At 70.8% G+C, this 18,848-nt stretch carries 16 protein-coding genes; 10 read left to right on the top strand and 6 right to left on the bottom strand.

The annotated features are described in order from the left end of the window. Nucleotides 1-6: 6 nt before the first annotated feature. The gene (locus tag M2157_RS31350) at nucleotides 7-816 is read right to left on the bottom strand and encodes a DNA-formamidopyrimidine glycosylase family protein (protein ID WP_280857624.1); all 810 of its coding nucleotides are present in this window, start codon (nucleotides 814-816) and stop codon (nucleotides 7-9) included. 270 nt (nucleotides 817-1,086) lie between these two features. Continuing rightward, nucleotides 1,087-1,572, bottom strand: a complete 486-nt coding sequence (locus tag M2157_RS31345; protein WP_280857625.1) for a ribose-5-phosphate isomerase — start codon at nucleotides 1,570-1,572, stop codon at nucleotides 1,087-1,089. A gap of 204 nt (nucleotides 1,573-1,776) precedes the next feature. Here M2157_RS31345 and M2157_RS31340 point away from each other — a divergent pair, with 204 nt between their 5' ends. Next, on the top strand, nucleotides 1,777-3,189 hold the full coding sequence (locus tag M2157_RS31340) for an amino acid permease (protein ID WP_280866867.1): 1,413 nt from the start codon (nucleotides 1,777-1,779) through the stop codon (nucleotides 3,187-3,189). 105 nt (nucleotides 3,190-3,294) lie between these two features. On the opposite strand, the gene M2157_RS31335 is transcribed toward M2157_RS31340, so the two are convergent. Further along, a complete protein-coding gene (locus M2157_RS31335; RefSeq protein ID WP_280868302.1) occupies nucleotides 3,295-6,369 on the bottom strand; it encodes a serine/threonine-protein kinase in 3,075 nt (1,024 codons plus the stop codon). A 191-nt stretch (nucleotides 6,370-6,560) separates the two neighbouring features. Between M2157_RS31335 and M2157_RS31330 the strand changes: the two genes are divergently transcribed. Continuing rightward, nucleotides 6,561-7,280, top strand: a complete 720-nt coding sequence (locus M2157_RS31330; RefSeq protein WP_280868301.1) for an LPXTG cell wall anchor domain-containing protein — start codon at nucleotides 6,561-6,563, stop codon at nucleotides 7,278-7,280. A gap of 70 nt (nucleotides 7,281-7,350) precedes the next feature. After that, on the top strand, nucleotides 7,351-8,619 hold the full coding sequence (locus tag M2157_RS31325; RefSeq protein ID WP_280866866.1) for an FAD-binding oxidoreductase: 1,269 nt from the start codon (nucleotides 7,351-7,353) through the stop codon (nucleotides 8,617-8,619). Here the strand turns inward: M2157_RS31325 and M2157_RS31320 are convergent. After that, nucleotides 8,609-9,184, bottom strand: coding sequence for a biotin transporter BioY (locus M2157_RS31320; RefSeq protein ID WP_280857629.1), 576 nt, complete (start codon nucleotides 9,182-9,184; stop codon nucleotides 8,609-8,611). The two genes, M2157_RS31325 and M2157_RS31320, sit on opposite strands and share 11 nt — an antisense overlap. Nucleotides 9,185-9,606: 422 nt before the next feature. On the opposite strand from M2157_RS31320, the gene M2157_RS31315 reads away from it, so the two are divergent. The 7 genes from M2157_RS31315 to M2157_RS31285 all read left to right on the top strand — a co-directional run bounded on the left by M2157_RS31315 (nucleotide 9,607) and on the right by M2157_RS31285 (nucleotide 17,354). Continuing rightward, nucleotides 9,607-10,830, top strand: a complete 1,224-nt coding sequence (locus M2157_RS31315; protein ID WP_280857630.1) for an ROK family protein — start codon at nucleotides 9,607-9,609, stop codon at nucleotides 10,828-10,830. A 169-nt stretch (nucleotides 10,831-10,999) separates the two neighbouring features. Beyond that, complete coding sequence (locus tag M2157_RS31310; protein ID WP_280866865.1) at nucleotides 11,000-12,067, top strand: ABC transporter substrate-binding protein; 1,068 nt, start codon at nucleotides 11,000-11,002, stop codon at nucleotides 12,065-12,067. Further along, nucleotides 12,064-12,912 carry an ABC transporter permease gene (locus M2157_RS31305; RefSeq protein ID WP_280866864.1) on the top strand — a complete coding sequence of 283 codons (849 nt, stop codon included), beginning with the start codon at nucleotides 12,064-12,066 and terminating at the stop codon, nucleotides 12,910-12,912. The genes M2157_RS31310 and M2157_RS31305 overlap by 4 nt, the downstream gene beginning before the upstream one ends. Beyond that, entirely contained in the window at nucleotides 12,888-13,613 is a 726-nt protein-coding gene (locus tag M2157_RS31300; RefSeq protein WP_280857633.1) for an ABC transporter ATP-binding protein, read from the top strand. The genes M2157_RS31305 and M2157_RS31300 overlap by 25 nt, the downstream gene beginning before the upstream one ends. Further along, nucleotides 13,610-14,947, top strand: coding sequence for an LLM class flavin-dependent oxidoreductase (locus M2157_RS31295; RefSeq protein ID WP_280866863.1), 1,338 nt, complete (start codon nucleotides 13,610-13,612; stop codon nucleotides 14,945-14,947). Before M2157_RS31300 ends, M2157_RS31295 begins: the two co-directional genes overlap by 4 nt. Nucleotides 14,948-14,959: 12 nt before the next feature. After that, a complete protein-coding gene (locus M2157_RS31290; protein ID WP_280866862.1) occupies nucleotides 14,960-15,856 on the top strand; it encodes a TauD/TfdA family dioxygenase in 897 nt (298 codons plus the stop codon). A gap of 112 nt (nucleotides 15,857-15,968) precedes the next feature. Beyond that, entirely contained in the window at nucleotides 15,969-17,354 is a 1,386-nt protein-coding gene (locus tag M2157_RS31285; protein WP_280866861.1) for an amino acid permease, read from the top strand. Nucleotides 17,355-17,424: 70 nt separating this feature from the next. Here M2157_RS31285 and M2157_RS31280 read toward each other — a convergent pair whose 3' ends face one another. Then, nucleotides 17,425-18,201 carry an SAM-dependent methyltransferase gene (locus tag M2157_RS31280; RefSeq protein ID WP_280866860.1) on the bottom strand — a complete coding sequence of 259 codons (777 nt, stop codon included), beginning with the start codon at nucleotides 18,199-18,201 and terminating at the stop codon, nucleotides 17,425-17,427. 12 nt (nucleotides 18,202-18,213) lie between these two features. Beyond that, the gene (locus M2157_RS31275) at nucleotides 18,214-18,837 is read right to left on the bottom strand and encodes a histidine phosphatase family protein (protein ID WP_280857638.1); all 624 of its coding nucleotides are present in this window, start codon (nucleotides 18,835-18,837) and stop codon (nucleotides 18,214-18,216) included. Nucleotides 18,838-18,848 lie beyond the last annotated feature (11 nt).

Genomic DNA, 18,848 nt, shown 5'->3' with positions numbered 1-18,848 from the left:
CCCCGCTCAAGGTTTCTGGCAGGCCGGGCACCAGAAGAGGTTGCGGGCGGCGAGATCGGCGGTGCGGATCTCGCCGCCACAGATGTGGCAGGGCAGGTTGGCCCTGCGGTACACGTAGACCTCGCCGCCGTGGTCGTCGACGCGGGGCGGGCGGCCCATCGCCTCCGGGGTGTGCTCCGGGCGGACGGTGTCGATGCGGTTGTTCCGCACGCCCTCCCGCATGAGCTCGACGAGGTCGGTCCAGATCGCGTCCCACTCGGCGGGGGTGATGTCCTTGCCCGCACGGTACGGGTCGACGCGGTGCCGGAAGAGGACCTCCGCCCGGTAGACGTTGCCCACGCCCGCGATGACCTTCTGGTCCATCAGGAGGGCGGCGATCGTCGTACGGCTGCGGGAGATCCGCTGGTACGCGGTCTTCGGGTCGGCGTCCTCGCGGAGGGGGTCCGGGCCGAGGCGGTCATGTATCGACTGCTTCTCGGTGGGGGTGATCAGGGCGCAGGTCGTGGGGCCGCGGAGGTCGACGTACGCCGTGGTGTTCGCGAGGCGGAGGCGGACCGTGTCGGTGGGTGGGGGTGCGGGGGTCGCGCCGAAGGTGACCTTGCCGAAGAGGCCGAGGTGGATGTGGACCCAGTCGGTGTCGCGGAAGCCGAGGAAGAGGTGTTTGCCGTGGGCCTCGGTGTGGGTGAGTTCGGAGCCGGTGAGGAGGGCGGCGGCGTCCGAGAACTTGCCCTGGGGGCTGGTGACGCGGGGTTTCGTGCCGATGAAGGCCTCGGCGTGGTCCTGTGCCAGGCGGTGGATGGTGTGCCCCTCAGGCACGGTGGCTCCTCTGTCGTGTGTCGGGAGTGAGCGCCGGGGTCTTTCTCGCCCCCGCCGCCCCTACCCGTCCCATCCCCAGGGGGCGCTGCCCCCTTCGACCCCCATCGGCCCGAAGGGCCTCGTCCTCAAACGCCGGACGGGCTGAAAGATGACGTCCAGGGCGGCTGCCCAGGGGCGCGGGGCTGTATCGATAGGCGGCTCCGCCGCGGGGCGCGACCAGCCCCCACGCACCCGCACTCGACCACACCCCCGCCGCCCCACCGCCGGAGGCTACTGCTGGGGGTGGTGTGCCGGGATGGCCGGCAGGTCGCCCGTCGTCTCGTAACCGGCCAGCATGTCGATGCGGCGCTGGTGGCGCTCGTCGCCCGAGAACGGCGTCGCGAGGAAGGTCTCGACGAACTTCGTCGCCTCCTCCGTGGTGTGCATGCGAGCACCCACCGCGACGACGTTGGCGTTGTTGTGCTGCCGGCCCAGCGACGCGGTCTCCTCGCTCCAGGCGAGGGCAGCCCGGACGCCCTTGACCTTGTTCGCCGCGATCTGCTCGCCGTTGCCGGAGCCGCCGATCACGATGCCGAGGGCATCGGGGTCGCCGGCCGTGCGCTCGGCGGCGCGGAGGCAGAACGGCGGGTAGTCGTCCTGGGCGTCGTAGATGTGGGGGCCGCAGTCGACCGGATCGTGGCCGGCCGCCTTGAGCCAGTCGACGAGGTGGTTCTTGAGTTCGAAGCCCGCATGGTCGGAGCCGAGATACACGCGCATGGGATGAGTGTGACACGGCTGTTTCAGGGCAGCAGCCCCGGGTGTCGGCCAGGAAAACTGTGAACCCAACAATGGAACCTCAAGCAAACCTCAAGTAACGATCTGGATTCAAAGGTTCACGAACTTCTTTGCCTCCGATTCACTGGACCGACCCGTACACCGCTCGTACGGGATCCCCACACCCGGCACGAAGGAATTCCCCGTATGACTGGTCTCCAGGCCGGACTCAAGAACCGTCACCTCTCGATGATCGCCATCGGCGGTGTCATCGGAGCGGGCCTTTTCGTGGGCTCCAGCTCCGGTATCGCCACCGCCGGACCCGGCATCCTGCTGTCGTACGCGCTCGTCGGCACGCTGGTCGTGCTCGTGATGCGAATGCTCGGCGAGATGTCCGCCGCGAATCCGAACTCCGGTTCCTTCTCGGCGCACGCCGACCGGGCACTCGGGCGCTGGGCCGGTTTCTCCATCGGCTGGCTGTACTGGTTCTTCTGGGTCGTCGTGCTCGCCGTCGAGGCGACCGCCGGCGCCAAGATCCTCGAAGGGTGGATACCCGCCGTACCGCAGTGGGGGTGGGCGCTGATCGTGATGGTGGTGCTGACCGCCACCAACCTCGTCTCCGTCGGGTCCTACGGCGAGTTCGAGTTCTGGTTCGCCGGAATCAAGGTCGTGGCGATCGGGGCGTTCATCGTCATCGGTCTGCTCGCCGTGTTCGGCGTGCTGCCGGGCGTCGACGCCGACCAGGCGGGGCTCTCCAACCTGACCGACCACAGCGGCTTCCTGCCCAACGGGCCGGGCGCCATCCTCACCGGTGTTCTGCTCGTCGTCTTCTCCTTCATGGGCAGCGAGATCGCGACGCTCGCCGCCGGTGAGTCGGAGGACCCGCAGCGGGCCGTGACCAAGTCGACCAACAGCATCATCTGGCGTATCGCCGTCTTCTACCTCGGCTCGATCTTCGTCGTGGTCACCCTGCTGCCGTGGGACTCCAAGGCCATCCAGGAGGACGGCTCCTACGTCGCCGCGCTCGACTCCCTCGGGATCGCGCACGCCGGTCAGATCATGAACTTCATCGTGCTGACCTCGGTGCTGTCGTGTCTCAACTCCGGCCTCTACACGGCTTCCCGGATGGCCTTCTCGCTCGGCGAGCGGGGCGACGCGCCCAAGGCGTTCGCGCGGGTCAACGGCCGGGGTGTGCCGATGGCCGCGATCCTCGCGTCGGTGGTGTTCGGCTTCGTCGCCGTCTTCTTCAACTACCTCTCCCCCGACAAGATCTTCCTCTTCCTCGTCAACTCCTCCGGTGCGGTCGCCCTGTTCGTGTGGCTGGTCATCTGCTTCTCGCAGCTGCGGATGCGGAAGATCATCCAGGCCGAGGCGCCGGAGAAGCTGGTCGTGAAGATGTGGCTGTACCCGTATCTGACCTGGGCGACGGCCGCGTTGATCGTGTTCGTCCTCGGGTACATGCTGACCGACACGGAGCACGACGGGCGGGAGACCGTGCTGCTGTCGCTGCTCGTCGCGGCGGTGGTGCTGGCCATCGCCGTGGTGAAGGAGAAGGTCGGGCGCGGGCGGGCTACCGCCGCTTCGGCCGGTGAGGTGACGGACAAGGTCTCCGTCAGCTGAACAGACGTGTGACCGGGGCCCCGTGGCGTGTGCCGCGGGGCCCTTCTCTTGTGCGTTGTGCATTGTGCGTTGTGCGCTGTGCGCTGTGCGCTGTGCGCTGTGCGTTCACAGGACGGTGAAGCTGTCTTTCACCTTCTCGTACGTCCTGAGGGCCTGCGTCTCGGTGTCCGGCTGGTACCAGGTGTTGATCTGGTACGACTTGTCGCCCACGTTGAAGCCGAGCAGCTGGGCGTGCCAGGGGATGCCGTCGAGGGTGAAGGTGTACTCCCACACGACCGCGGGGTGATCGCGGAACGTCGTCTCCTCCAGGCGGATCTTGGCGTAGGCCTGGCCCTGGTGGGCGTTCTGCTCGGAGGTTCGCCAGGTCTCCATCAAGTCGCCCCGGGCGAGGGACGACTTGGCCGCCAGCTCCTGCTTTCCGTCGGGCGAGGTGTAGTGGACCTCCGCCCCGGTCTTCACGTCCCGCCGCCAGCCGGTGGGGGTCGCCCACGCGAACCCACCGGCCTCCTCGTGTGCGCCGGGCGGGAGCGAGCGGGGGCGGGAGGTGCCCTCGACGGTGGAGGACGGGGTGCCGGCGGGGGTGGAGGCGCCGGATTCCGGGGCGGAGACGGAAGCCGAGCCCGAGGCGGACGGGGAGCCGCCCGCCTTGTCGTCGCCGGGCGAGCCGGAGGTGGTGGCGAGGATGATCGCGACCACGGCGGCACCCGCGGCGACCATGCTTCCGGCGGCGACGAGGGCGGTTCGGCGGCGGTCGCGGTGGCGGTGGCGGGTGGCGGGGCGGGCGGGGCCGGGGGGTTCGCCCGGGTGCATGCGGTGGGGGTGGGGGCCGAGGATCAGGGCTGGGGCGGGGTCGGGATCCTGACCGGTGTGGGGCTGGGGATCGGCGCCGGGGCCCGGGTCGGTGGAGCTGGGGTCGGTACGGTCGGGGTCGGTACGGAGGTTGGCAGCGGGGCCGTCGGTGTGGGCGGCGGAGTCAGGGCTGCCGGTGCCTGCCGTGGTGCTCGTGGCTCCCGACCCTGACGTAGGACCGGGATCCGGGTGTTGGTCGGGTACGGCCTGCTTGCCGCGGACCAGGGAGACCCCGGGGCCGGAGCGGCGGTGGGTCGCCGGTACCGGGCCGACTCGGGTGGGGGCGGAGGCCGCGCGCGTGGGAGTGTCCCGGGTCGGTGCGTCCGGCATCGGGAAGTGCTCCGTGGGGGCGCCCGCCGAGAGGGAGTCCTGGGTGGGAGCGCTGGCGAGGGGCGTACCGGCCGTGGTGGCACCGGCCCGGAGTACTGCTCCCACCGCGCTTCCGGACGGCGTCTCCGACCGGACCTCCGAACGCTCCTCTGAAGCGGCCTCGGTGGACGCACTGGCGACGCGGTCGATCGAGAACGGCTCGGCGGAGGTGGGGGGTTCGGGCTGCGCGGCCACGACCTCGGCGACCGCCGGGAAACCGTCCGACGGCGGGCCCGAACCCTCGTCACCGGTCCCACCCGAGAGGGCAAACCCTGGCGGCACGGCATCCGACGGCTCCACAACGGCAGGCTCACGTACCGATTCGCCTACGGCCGCCCCGGCGACCTCGGTAACAGGCTGAGCCCCGTCCGACGGCGTGCCCGAGCCCTCGTCACCAGCCGCGCCCGGGAAGGCGTGCCCGACGGGTACGGCATCCGACGGCTCCGCAACGGCAGGCTCACGTACGGCTGTTGCGGGCCCCGTCTCCGACTGCGGCACCCGCGGATCCCGCACCGACCGAACTCGCTCCGATCCCGGCGCCGTCCCCGACGTCTGCGCCCCGTCATCCCGCCCGGCCCCCGCCGCCTGCGCAGGGTCGGCACGTCCTGCAGCCGGCGCCGGCGCAGATTCCCCGTGGCCCACGCCCGATGCCCGCGCAGAGTCCTCCTGGCCCGCACCGGGCGCCCCCGCAGACTCCACCCCACCGGCACCCGGCGCCCCCGCAGGATCCACCCGACCCGGGTCTCCCGGCCAACTCTCCCGGTCCCCCTCCTCTCCGGCAACCGGCCCCCGCGCAGCCCCGGCCCCGTCATCCCATCCGGGCCCCGCCAGCCGCACAGGGTCCGCCCGTCCAGCAAACGCCGCCCGCGCAGACTCCCCTCGACCCGCACCCGACGCCCCCGCAGGATCCACCCCACCGGCACCCGGCGCCCCCGCAGGATCCACCCGACCCGGGTCCCCCTGCCGACGTGCCCACTCCTCCCCTTCTTCAGCCACCAGCCCCCGCGCGGCCCCGGCAGCGTCATCGCGCCCGCGTCCCTCCGTCGGCCGTTGCTCGTTCGCCTCGTCGGCGGCTTGGGTCGGCCCCCGCCGCTCAGCCGGTTCTGGCGTCCCGGCGTCGTCTCCCGTCCCCATCCTCAAAGTCGGCGTGGGCGCCGGGAACGCGACCGTGTGCAGGGCCGACTCCACGTCGTCCAGGGATGGGCGTATCGAAGGGTCCTTCTCCAGCAAGGCAGCCAGAATGTCGGTCAACGGGCCCGCCGCGGCGGGGAGTTCCGGCTCCTCGTAGAGGACCGCGTGCAACGTGGCCAGGGTGGTGTCGCGGGAGAACGGGGAGCGGCCGCCCAGGGCCGCGCACAACGTCGCTCCCAGGGACCAGATGTCCGACGGCGGCCCCTGGGGGCGGCCGGAGACCCGCTCGGGGGCCATGTAGTCGGGGGAACCGACGAGCATGCCCACCATGGTGAGCGCCTTGGCGTCCTGCATCGCGGCGATACCGAAGTCCGTCAGCACGATCCGGTGACCGGCGCGGTCGGCGGACTCCACCAGGACGTTCCCGGGTTTGATGTCCCGGTGCAGGACGCCCCGGGCGTGGACCTGGCGGAGAGCCTGCACCAACCCCAGGCCGAGGAGCGCCGTTTCGCGGGGGCCCAGCGGGCCGTCCTCCACCGTCATCCGTTCCAGGGAGCGGCCGTTGACCAACTCCATGACGATCCACAGGCGTTCGCCCTCGTCCACGACGTCGTAGACCCGTACGACGTTCGGGTGGTCGATCCGGGCCGTGGCCCTGGCCTCGCGCAGGGTCCGTTCACGGCGGGTGCGGGTGTCCTCCGCGTCAAGGCCGTCGATCCGCATCTCCTTGACCGCGACCTGCCGGTCGAGCATCTCGTCGGCGGCTCGCCACACCCGCCCCATTCCCCCCTGGCCGATACTCTCGACCAGTCGATAGCGTCCTGTCACCAGGAGCCCTGGAACTCCGCCGTTCCTCGCATTTCCCGTGTCTCCCGCATTCCCCGGCAATCCGCTGCACCCCCTCAACGATGCCCCGAGTGGAACACAATGGTCACACTTCGCGCCGTACCAGCATAGTGCGGAGAAATCTTGTGGTACCTCTTCAAGTACTGCGAATTCAGGCGCAGCCAAGGGGGACGAACATGAGTTCTCGTCGTATGACGACCATTGCCGGATCGCTGGTCACGGCAGCTTTCTCGACGGTGATGATCTTTTCCGTCACCGCGAGCGCGGACGACGGACCCGCAAGCAGTAAGGGGGGAAAGGCCGTTGACGAGGCACCGGCGGGCGTGGAGCTGACGACGACACTGCCCGAGACGATCTCCGTCGACAACAGCTCGCAGAAGACCGACCTCACGGCCACCGTGAAGAACGACGGGAGCAAGGACAGCGGAAAGATCAGGCTTTTGGTCGTCGGTTTCGACGGCATGACGGTCACAAACGTTCAAGGCTGTTCTCCGATGGAAGAAAAGGATCTGCCGGAGGGCTCGAACAGCGGTTTCGTCTGCCCCGTCGACAATCTCGCGGCCGGTAAGTCGAAGTCGTACGCCGTCGACGCGACATTCGATGTCAAGAAGACCGGCAAGATCTGCCTGCCGGTGCAGACCGGCGACGGAAAGAAGACGTTCTGGCAGCAGGGCCCGGTTCCCTTCGGTACGACGAACCCGTCGCCGAACGCCCCGGCCACCCCGCTGCTGCTGGGCACCGACAACAAGCCGGTGGCACCCGGCGGTGACGAACTGCCCAAGACCGGTGTCGAGCGGGACCTGCTGCCGCTCGGGGCGGCGGGCGCCTCGCTGATGGCGGCGGGCGTGGCCGGGCTGTGGTGGTCGCAGCGGCGGCCGCGGCGCACCACCTGCTGATCCGGAGCGCGAAACAGCTGGAGGCATAACCTGACGGAAGCTGTCAGGTTATGCCTCCAGCATGTCCGGTATGAACACCTCGACCGACGACGAAGTAAGCAGCTTCCAGACCGGGTTCGCCCTGCGCCCCGACCTCGTGTTCCCCGTCCGCTCCACCGACGACGTGGTCACCGCCGTGCGCCGCGCGGCCGACGCGCGGCTGCCCGTCACCGTGCTGGCCACCGGCCACGGACTGCCCGGCGCGGTGGAGGGCGGCGCGCTCATCAGCACCCGGCGCATGGACCGGGTGACCATCGATCCCGCGGCCCGCACCGCCCGCGTCCAGGCGGGTGTCCGATGGGGTCAGGTGGTCGAGGCGGCCGCGCCGTACGGACTCGCGCCCCTCAACGGTTCCGCGCCCGGCGTCGGGGCCGTGTCATACACGCTGGGCGGCGGACTCGGCATCCTGGCAAGGGAGTTCGGCTACGCCGCCGACCACGTCCACTCCCTCGACGTCGTCACCGCGGACGGCCGACTGCGCCATGTCACCGAGGGGTCCGAGCTCTACTGGGGCCTCCTCGGCGGCGGACACCGCCTCGGTGTCGTCACCGAGATGGAGATCGGACTCGTCCCCGTACGGACTCTCTACGGTGGTTCGCTCGCCTTCGACGGCCGCGAGGTCGATCCGGCGGACGCGCTGCGGGCGTACAAGGAGTGGACCAGGACCGTGCCGTCCACACTGACCTCGTCCTTCGCGGCCGTACCGTATCCGGACATCCCGGCGCTGCCGCCACATCTGCGGGGGCGGTACGTCGTCTCCGTACGGGTCGCGTACACCGGCGCCGACGGCGGCCGACTCGTCGCGCCGTTGCGGGAGTTGGGCCCGGTGCTCGCGGACTCGCTGCGCGAGATGCCGTACGCCGAGAGCCACACCATCCACAGCGACCCCGACTTCCCGCACAGCTACTACGGGGACAGCGCGGTGCTCGGCGAACTGGACGTGGAGCGGGCCGCCGAGCTGCTCGCGCGGACGGGGCCCGGCGACGGCGCCATGGTCGTCGTACAGATCAATCATCTGGGCGGGGCGCTGGCGCGGCCGGCGCCGAACTCGGTGCCGTACCGCGAAGGGCGTTTTCTGGTACGGCTGTTGACCGGCGGCGGGCGTCGGCAGGCGCGCGCGCTGCTGGACCCGGCCTTCCGGCTGCTCTCGGCCACCACCCTCGGCCGTACCGTCAACTTCGCCTTCGGGGCCGGGGACCGGACCGAGGGCCTGTACGACGCCGAAACGCAGAAGAGGCTCGCCGAGTTGGAGTCGCGGTACGACCCGGCGAGCCTCTTCGGGAGGCGTGTCAGCGCTTGACGAGCTTCCAGGCGGTGGGGAGCACGCCCATCGCCAGAGCGGCCTTGAGGGCGTCACCGAGGAGGAACGGGGTGAGGCCGGCCGCGATCGCGGCGGAGGCCGACATGTCGGCGGCGTAGGCGAGGTAGGGGACGCCGACGGCGTAGATGATCGCCTCGCCGACCAGCATGGTGCCCGCCGTGCGCAGCATCGAGCGGTCGGCACCGCGGCGGGCCAGGGCGCCGACGGCGGCGGAGGCGAGGATCATGCCGAGGATGTAGCCGAAGGAGACGGAGAAACCGGAGGTGCCCTGGGCGAACCACGGAAGACCCGCGAGGCCTGCCAGCGCGTACAGGGCGAGGGAGGCGACACCGCGGCGGGCGCCGAGGGTCGTGCCGACGAGCAGCGCAGCGAAGGTCTGGCCGGTCACCGGCACCGGGGAGCCCGGCACGGGGACGGAGAGCTGCGCGGCGAGGCCGGTGAGCGCGGCACCGCCCACCACGAGCGCGACGTCCCGGACGCGGGAGGCGGGGATCAGGTCGGCGAGGACCTCGCCGGTGCGAAGGGGGGCGACGGCGGTGCTCATGGGGACTCCGCGAGGGTGTGAACGGCGAGGGACATCGTGACGCTATCCCAGCGCGCTCCGGCCGATCACCGTCAGCGCCCGACAAAGCGGGGAACGGGGGCTTGGTGGGCTCCGGACAAAGAGTGCGGGTTACACCGGGTATGGCGTGACCCCTGTCACTGAGGTGAGGTGGCCGGGGCTACAGGGACGCTGTCCACACGGCTGTGGGGAATCTCCAAACGAATCCTAGTGGTCTGGTCGGATTCACCGTTCCTGGCCTACTCTTCCAGTCATGGTCGCCCAGTCCCGGTACTTCTCGTCGCGCCGCCACGTCGATCTGCGACGTGTGGGCACGGCCGTCTGTCGCCGTCCGGTGTGAGGCGGGCTCCGGCTCGCCTCACCTTCCGAGACGTGTCGGCCCCCGTTCCCGAGGACGGTCTTCCATGCCCCGTACCGAGGCACCCCCTGTCATCCCGACTCCCATGTCCCGGCGCCGGACCAGCGCCAGCGTGGTCCTGCGGTCCGTGCTGGAGCACGGCCCGGTGGCCCGCAGCACCATCTCCCGGCTGACCGGGCTGTCCCCGGCCTCCGTCACCGACTACTGCGCCCGCTTCAGCGAACTCGGCCTGATCCGCGAGTCGGCCGTGCCCCGGCGGTCGAACGGCGTGGGCCGCCCGCACGTCCCCGTCGACCTGGACGACTCACGGTTCGTGGTCGGCGGCGTGCACGTGGCGGTGCCGTACACCACGGTCGCGCTGCTCGATCTGCGCGGCCGGGTGCTGGCGCGCCGCGAGCTGAAGCACGAACGCACCGCTCCGGAGCCCGTGCTGGCGCGGGCCGCCGAAGCGCTCGGGGCGCTGCTGGACGCCGCCCCCGGCTGCCGGCCGCTCGGCGTCGGCGTGGCCGTGGGCGGCTGGGTGGACCGGGACTCCGGGACCGTCGTCGAGCACCCCCTGCTGGGCTGGCACGACGTGCCCGTACGAGAGGTACTGGGCGCCCGCACCGGGCTGCCGGTCCATGTGGACGGACACGCGCGGGCGTTGGTCAACGCGGAGCGGCTGTTCGGGCGGGCGCGCGGCAGCCGGAGTGTGCTGCATCTGTTCGTCGGCAACGTGGTGGACGCGGCGTTCGCCACCAACGACGAGGTGCACCACGGGCCGCGCTCCCAGGCGGGCGCCATCGCCCATCTGCCGGTGCCGGGCGGCTCGGAGCCCTGCGAGTGCGGCCGGACCGGCTGCCTCCAGGCCGAGTTGAGCGAGCGGACGCTGTGCCGGCGGGCCCGGCGGGCAGGGGTCATCGAGGGCGACAACCCGATGCATGTGGTCGCGGCGGCGGCCGCGGGCGATCCCGAGGCGGTACGGCTGCTGGTGGAGCGTGCCGGTGCCGTCGGACGGGCGGTACGGCTGCTGCTGGACGTGCTGAACCCGGAGACGGTCGTGGTGACCGAGATCGGTGTCATACACCGGCAGGACTGCCTCGCCGCCCTGCGCGAGGGGGTCGGCAGCGAACGCGCGACGTCCGTGCTGCCCACGGGTTTCCCGGATTCCGTGCTCGCCGTGGCGGGCGGTGCGGTGGCCCTCGACGTGCTCTACCGGGATCCGCTCACCCTCTCTCACCTGAGCGGAATTAATTCAGAAACTCCGAATGTTGACAGGGCCTCCGCATGACCGCGAACATCCTGTTCATGAGCCCGCACCTGTACTGTCGCACCCTTTGTTGCTGACACGCTGCCCCGCGTGACGCGCTCATTTCCCCTGCGCTCGTTTCCCCTGCGTTGACTTTCCCTCTTCGTGCTTTTCCCTGCGCTGTTCCGGCGCTGATTCCGGGAGCTCTCCCATGCCTGTTTCCCGTACGTCCGGCATCGACCGGCGTCTGTTCCTCTCCTCGATCCTCGGTGCCGCGGCCGGCGTCGCCGGGCTCAGCGGCTGCGCCGGAAACAGTGCCGCCGCCGACAGCAAGGACGCCCTGTCCGCCCCGCTCGCGGGCAAGGTTCCGGCTGGCACCAGCCTGAAGATCGCCTCGTATCTCGGCACCCAGCAACTCCAATTGAAACTCGGCAAGTTGGGTGCGCTTCCGTTCAAGGTGTCGAGCTGGGCCAATATCGCCGCCGGGCCCGATGTCATCAACGCCTTCCGCGCGGGTTCCCTTGATGTCGCCACCAACGCGGGTATTCCGCCGATCCAGGCGCACTACCAGGGATTCGACGCGAAGATCGTCGCCATCAACATCACCCGAAAACCGAGCTATCTCTTCGCCACCAAGCCCGGCAGCGACATCCGGACGGTCGAGGACTTCAAGGGGAAGCGGCTCGCCTTCTCCCAGGGCCAGGCCCAAGGCGTCGTACTCCTGCGGGCGTTGAAGAAGGCCGGCATCGCGTATGACGACGTCAAGCTCGTCCCGCTGACCAGCAACCAGTTCTTCACCGCTCTGCAGTCGGGCCAGGTGGACGTCGCGCCGCTCGCCAACAGCCAGGCGCCCTCCTATCTGTCGCAGTACGAGGCCAAGGGCGCCCACGCCGTCACCACCGACGTGGTCGACCTGCTCACGCTGCTGTGGGCGCCGGCCTCCGTGCTGGCCGACTCCGCGAAGGCCGCCGCGGTTGCCGCCTACATCCCGTACTGGGCCAAGGGACAGGTGTGGGCGTACGAGAACACCGACATCTGGAACGAGCAGTTCTACGTCAAGACGCAGAACCTGACCCTCGCCCAGGCCAAGGCGGTCAGCGCGCTGGCCAACAAGCCGCTCTTCCCGCCCAGTTGGGACGAGGCGATCAAGTGGGAGCAGGAGACCGCGGATCTGCTGGCGGAGGGCGGCTTCGTGAAGAAGTTCGACGTGGGCGACCTCTTCGACCACCGCTTCGAGGGCATCGCCGCGAAGGCCGTGGCCGCGGAGTACCGGAGGTGAGCGCCGTGACCACGACCGAAGCCGCCGTCACGGTCGCCCCGGCCAAGGACACGCCCCAGGTCCGCAGGCGCCGCCGGCTCTCCCCCGGCAGGCGGCTGCCCGCCGCCCGGCTCGCCGGACCGGTCCTCCTCCTCGCCCTGTGGGCCGCCGCCTCCGCCGCCGGACAGCTCGACCCGGCCGCCATCCCGGCACCCTGGACGGTGGTGAAGACGGGCGCCCATCTGTGGACCGACGGGACCCTGCCCACCGACATCCTGACCTCGCTCCAGCGGGCCGCGACCGGCTTCGCGATCGGGCTCGCCGCCGGGGTCCTGCTGGCCCTGGCCTCCGGACTCAGCCGGACCGGCGAGGCGCTGATCGACGGGACGGTCAACCTCAACCGGGCGATCCCGACCCTCGGTCTGATCCCGCTGTTCATCCTCTGGCTGGGCATCGGCGAGACCTTCAAGGTCGCGATCATCGCGATCGTCGTCTACATCCCGATCTATCTGAACACCCATGCCGCGCTCTCAGGCATCGACCACCGCTTCGTCGAACTCGCCGAGGTGCAGGGGCTGTCGAGGTACGCCTTCGTGCGGCAGATCGTCGTCCCCGGCGCCCTCCCCGGATTCTTCGTGGGCCTGCGGCTCGGCGTCACCGGCTCCTGGCTTGGCCTGGTCGTCCTGGAGCAGATCAACGCCACCAGCGGACTCGGCTACATGATGTTCCAGGCCCAGAACTACGGCCAGAGCGATGTGATCCTCGTCGGTCTCGTCGTCTACGGCGTCTTCGGCCTGGTCTCCGACAGCGCGGTCCGTCTCGTCGAACGGAAGGTGCTGTCATGGCGACGCACACTGAGCAGCTGACCCGACCCGCGGTCCAACTCCGGGGCCTGACCAGGTCGTTCGGCGGGCGCACGGTCCTGGACGGCATCGATCTCGACATCCCGGCCGGACAGTTCGTCGCCCTGCTCGGGCACAGCGGCTCCGGCAAGAGCACGCTGCTGCGGGCGGTGGCGGGGCTGGACCACGAGGTCGCGGGAAGCGGCCGGCTCACGGCTCCCGAAAGGGTGTCCGTAGTCTTCCAGGACTCACGGCTGCTGCCCTGGCGGCGGGTGCTGGACAACGTCCTGCTGGGCACGGACGGCGAGGACAGGGGCCGGGAGGCACTCGCCGAGGTGGGTCTCGAGGGCCGCGAACGCGCCTGGCCCAACGAGCTCTCCGGCGGCGAGGCACAGCGCGCCGCCCTCGCCCGCTCACTGGTCCGCGAGCCCGAACTGCTGCTGGCCGACGAGCCGTTCGGCGCCCTCGACGCGTTGACGCGCATCAGGATGCACGCGTTGCTGCGGGAGCTGTGGAAGCGCCACCAGCCGTCCGTCCTCCTCGTCACCCACGACGTGGACGAGGCGATCGTGCTCGCGGACCGGGTGCTCGTACTCGAAGAGGGCCGCATCGGCCTCGACCTGACCATCGACCGCCCGCACCCGCGTTCGTACCGGGACCCCCTGCTGGGCGAGTACCGGGAGCGGCTGCTGGCCGCGCTCGGTGTGACGGAGGACCACGCATGACCACCGGACAGCTCCACCTCAACGCGTTCCTGATGAACACCGGCCACCACGAGGCCTCCTGGCGCCTCCCCGAGAGCGACCCGTTCGCGCACGTCTCACTCGACCACTACGTCCGCCTGGCCCGGATCGCCGAGCGCGGCACCTTCGACTCGCTCTTCCTGGCCGACGGGCCGCAACTGTGGAGCAACCTCGCCCAGCGGCCCGCCGGCGCTCTGGAGCCGCTCACCCTGCTGACCGCGCTGGCGACGGCCACCGAGCACATCGGGCTGATCGCGACCGCCTCGACCTCCTACAACTCCCCCTACAACCTGGCCCGGAAGTTCGCCTCGCTGGACATCATCAGCGGCGGCCGGGCGGGCTGGAACATCGTCACCACCGCGGGCAGGGAGGCCGCCCGCAACTTCGGTCTGGAGCACGAGCCCGCGCACGCGGACCGGTACGCCCGGGCCGGCGAGTTCCTCGACGTGGCGCTCAAGCTCTGGGACAGCTGGGAGGACGACGCGATCGTCGGCGACAAGGCCGCCGGCGTCTGGGGCGACGACACGAAGGTCCATCCGCCCCGGCACCAGGGGACGTACTTCAGCGTCGAGGGCGCGCTCAACGTGCCCCGCACGCCCCAGGGTTACCCCCTGCTCGTGCAGGCGGGCTCCAGCGAGGACGGCAAGGAGTTCGCGTCCCGGTACGCGGAGGCGGTGTTCACCGCCCAGCAGACCATCGAGGACGCCCGGGCCTTCTACGCCGATCTCAAGTCCCGTACCGCCGCGGCCGGCCGGGACCCCGACCACATCAAGGTGCTCCCCGGCATCGTCCCCGTCATCGGCGCCACGGAGGCCGAGGCGCTCGCGAAGGAGCGGGAGCTGGAGGACCACATCGTGCACCACCACGGCGTGGCCACCCTGGAGCGGCTGCTGCAACTACCCGCAGGCTCCCTGGAGTTGGACCGGCTGCTCCCTTCCGACCTGCCGCCCGAGTCCGCCGTGGAGGGCGCCAAGAGCCGCTACACGCTCGTCGTGGAGCTGGCCCGGCGCGACCGTCTCACCGTGCGGCAGCTGATCGGGCGGCTCGGCGGCGGGCGCGGCCATCTCACCTTCGCCGGTACGCCCGAGCAGGTCGCCGACGCCATCGAGACCTGGTTCACGCAGGGCGCCGCCGACGGCTTCAACATCATGCCCCCGGTCCTGCCGTCCGGCCTGGACGCGTTCGTCGACCACGTCGTCCCGATCCTGCGCACCCGCGGTCTGCTCCGCACCGAGTACGGCCCGCGGCAGACCCTGCGGGAGCGCTACGGCCTTCCGCGCCCCGCGAACCAGTACGCCCAGCCCGTCCACGCCTAGGAAGGACCCCCCATGTCCGGTATCGAGATCCGCAAGGTCACCGCCCGCATCGGCGCCCACATCTCCGGCGTCGACATCTCCAGGCCGCTCGACGAGGAGACGGCCGCCGCCCTGCGGGACGCGCTCAACGTCCACAAGGCGCTCGTCTTCAGTGACGTGAACCTCGACGACGAGGGTCAGCAGGCCTTCGCCCGGCAGTTCGGCGAGCTCACCACCGCCCACCCGACCGTGCCCGCCGTGGACGGCGCCCCGAACGTCCTGCCCGTCGACAGTGAAGAGGGACGCGCCGCCAACAACTGGCACACCGACGTCACGTTCGTCCTCAACCCGCCGCAGGCCAGCACCCTGCGCAGCCTGACGATCCCGCCGTACGGCGGCGAGACGCTGATCGCCAACTCGGCCGCCGCGTACCGGAATCTGCCGGAGCCGCTGCGCAGGCTGGCGGACGGTCTGTGGGCCGAGCACACCAACGACTACGACTACGCCGTACCGGAGGAGACGGTGGACGAGGAACAGGCCGCCCGGCGAGCCCAGTTCACGTCGATCAAGTTCCGCACGGCCCATCCGGTGGTCCGGGTGCACCCGCTGACCGGTGAACGCGGTCTTTTCATCGGCGGGTTCGCGCAGCGGATCGTCGGCCTGTCGGTGGGTGAGTCCCGCAAGGTCCTCGACCTGCTCCAGGCGTACGTGACCCGGCCGGAGAACCTGCTGCGGCACCGCTGGTCGGAGAACCAGCTCGTGCTCTTCGACAACCGCATCACCCAGCACTACGCCGTCGACAACTACGACGGTCTGCCGCGCCGGCTGCACCGGGTGACCGTCGCCGGGGACGTGCCCGTGGGCATCGAGGGCAAGGAGAGCTACTCGATCGAGGGCGACGCCTCGCACTACTCCGCCGTAGCGGCGTAGTCACAGCGGGTTCGGACGGTGTCCGCATAGTGGGCGGCCTCCCCTCCTACCTGGGGAGGCCGCCCAGACTGTGGGCGTTTTTGCCCGTCTCACGCACTGGACGAACCCGCCCATGCCCCGCACCACCGTCAAGGCTCCACAAGAGCCCGACGCCTCCCTGACCCACGGCCTCAAGCAGCGCCATCTGTCGATGATCGCCCTCGGCGGGGTGATCGGCGCCGGACTGTTCGTCGGTTCCGGCGCGGGGATCGCCGCCGCCGGGCCCTCGATCGTCCTCGCCTACACGCTCTCCGGCCTCCTCGTGATGCTGGTGATGCGGATGCTCGGCGAGATGTCGGCCGCGTATCCCTCCTCCGGCTCCTTCTCCGCGCACGCCGAGCGGGCGTTCGGCCCCTGGGCGGGCTTCACCGCCGGCTGGTCCTTCTGGATCCTGCTGTGCACGGCCGTGGGCCTGGAGGGCATCGGCGCCGCGAAGATCGTGACCGGCTGGCTGCCGGGGACCCCCGAATGGGCCTGGGTGGCCCTGTTCATGGTGGTCTTCTGCGTCACGAACCTGGCCGCGGTGAAGAACTTCGGCGAGTTCGAGTTCTGGTTCGCGGCCCTGAAGGTGGGCGCGATCGGCCTGTTCCTGATCCTCGGGGCGCTGGCGATCGCCGGTGGCCTGCCCGGCACGGACGCCCCGGGCACCGCGCACCTCACCGGCCGCGGGGGCCTCTTCCCGGGCGGCGGCGAGGGCCTGGTCGTCGGCCTGCTCGCGTCCGTCTTCGCGTACGGCGGCCTGGAGACGGTCACCATCGCGGCCGCCGAGTCCGAGGACCCGGTACGTGGCGTGGCGAGCGCGGTCCGGACGGCGATGTGGCGCATCGCGCTGTTCTACATCGGGTCGATGGCGGTCATCGTCACCCTGGTCCCCTGGGACTCGAAGGCGGTCGTGGAGAAGGGCCCGTACGTCGCCGCCCTCGACGAACTGGGCATCCCGGGAGCGGGGCAGCTCATGAACGTGGTCGTCCTGATCGCCCTCCTCTCCGCGATGAACGCAAACATCTACGGCTCCTCCCGCATCGCCTACTCCCTGGTCGAGCGGGGCCTCGGCCCCCGCACCCTGGGCCGCGTCCTCGGCGGTGTCCCACGCGTCGCGGTTCTCGCCTCCAGCGTCTTCGGCTTCGTCTGCGTGGCCCTCAGTTACTGGCGTCCCGACGACGTCTTCGCCTGGCTCCTCAACATGATCGGCGCGGTCATCCTCGTCGTCTGGGGTTTCATCGCCGTCTCCCAGCTACGGCTGCGCCGCGCCCTGGAGCGCGAAGCCCCCGAGCGGCTTGCCGTCCGCACCTGGGCCTTCCCCTACCTGACCTGGGTCGCCCTGGCGGGCATGGTCTCGATCCTCGTCCTGATGGCCCGCGAACCGGACACCCGCGTGCAGTTGTACTGGACGGGCGGCATGACGCTGGTCCTGGCGGGCGCGGGGTACGCCTGGCAGAGGGCGCGTACCGAGGCCTGACTCCCCGCCGCACGCTGGAAACCCCCGCGAGGACGTGACTCGCGGGGGTTTCCCCTGTGGCCTGGGGGGCTCAGGCCTTGCGTCCCACGCCGCCGTGCTGGCCGATGGGAGCGGGGGCCGAGTCGCCGTCCGGGCGCCACAGCGGGACCGAGACCACGCCCGGGTCCACCAGGTCCAGGCCCTCGAAGAACGCCTCGATCCTGTCGACCGGACGCAGGATGTAGGGCACCGCGCCGGTCTCGTTGTAGGCGTCCTGGGCCTGCTCGTAGTCCGGGTCGGTGCCGCGGGAGCCGTCGTTGACGCAGAGGTAGCTGCCGGAGGGCAGGCCCGCCACCAGCCGGCGGACCAGGTCGCGGGCCAGGTCGTAGTCGGTGACATGGCCGAGGATGCCGCTGAGGATCAGGGCGGTCGGGCGGGTGAGGTCGAGGGTCCGGGAGGCCGCGTCCAGGATCTTCTCCGGCTCGTAGAGCGTCAGGTCCTCGTACGCCGTCTCGCCCTCCGGTGTGGAGGTGAGCAGGGCGCGGGCGTGGGCGAGGACCAGCGGGTCGTTGTCGACGTAGACGATCTTCGATTCGGGGGCGAAGCGCTGGGCGACCTCGTGGGTGTTGTCGACCGTGGGCAGCCCGGTGCCGACGTCCAGGAACTGGCGGACGCCCGCCTCCTCGACCAGGTACCGGATGCTGCGGCCGAGAAAGGCGCGGCTGCTCCGGGCGATCGTGACGATGCCGGGGAAGACGGCCGTGTAGGCGTCGCCGGCCGCCTCGTCGACGGGGTAGTTGTCCTTGCCGCCGAGCCAGTAGTTCCAGATCCGGGCCGAATGCGGCACCGAGGTGTCGATCTCCGTCATGGGCCCATCGTGCTACGACCTGTCCGGCTCGCACGGCACATTGAGTGAGAGAAGTGCGGCGGATCCGTCTTCGCCGAGGCGGAGCTCGGAGATCGCCGCGTTGCGCAACCGCGGGAACACTCTGCGGTACTCACCGAGCGGGATCGACAGCAGCGTGCACAGCACCAGCCGCAGCAGGGTGTTGTGGGCGACGACCAGGACCCGCTCATCGGGGTGGGCGGCGGCGATGCCGCGCAGGGCGCCGGCTCCACGGGCGGCGGCCTCGAGCGGGTCCTCCGCGCCGGGGAAGGGATACGTCACCGGGTCCGCCCGGAACGCCTCGGCCGCGTCGGGGACCTCGGCGGCGAACTCCGCGAGGGTACGGCCCTCCACCACCCCGAAGTCGCACTCCCTGAGGTCGGGTTCGCGCCGCGGGACGATGCCGAGGGCACGGCAGGCGGGGTCGGCGGTGGCGATCGCCCGCGAGAGGGGGGACGTCCAGATCGCGTCGGGGCGGTGCACGGCGGCCCACCGGCCGAGCGCCGCCGCCTGGGCGCGGCCCTCGTCGGTGAGCCCGATGTCGCTCACCCCCGCGTAACGGTTCTCGGCGTGCCAGATGGTCTGTCCGTGCCGGGCCAGCAGCAGGGTCGTGCTCATGGGGGTGGGGT

The organism is Streptomyces sp. SAI-127 (genome assembly GCF_029894425.1).
Classification (GTDB): domain Bacteria; phylum Actinomycetota; class Actinomycetes; order Streptomycetales; family Streptomycetaceae; genus Streptomyces.
The sequence above is the reverse complement of the archived record's forward strand: the minus strand, read 5'-3'. Positions and strand labels throughout refer to the sequence as shown.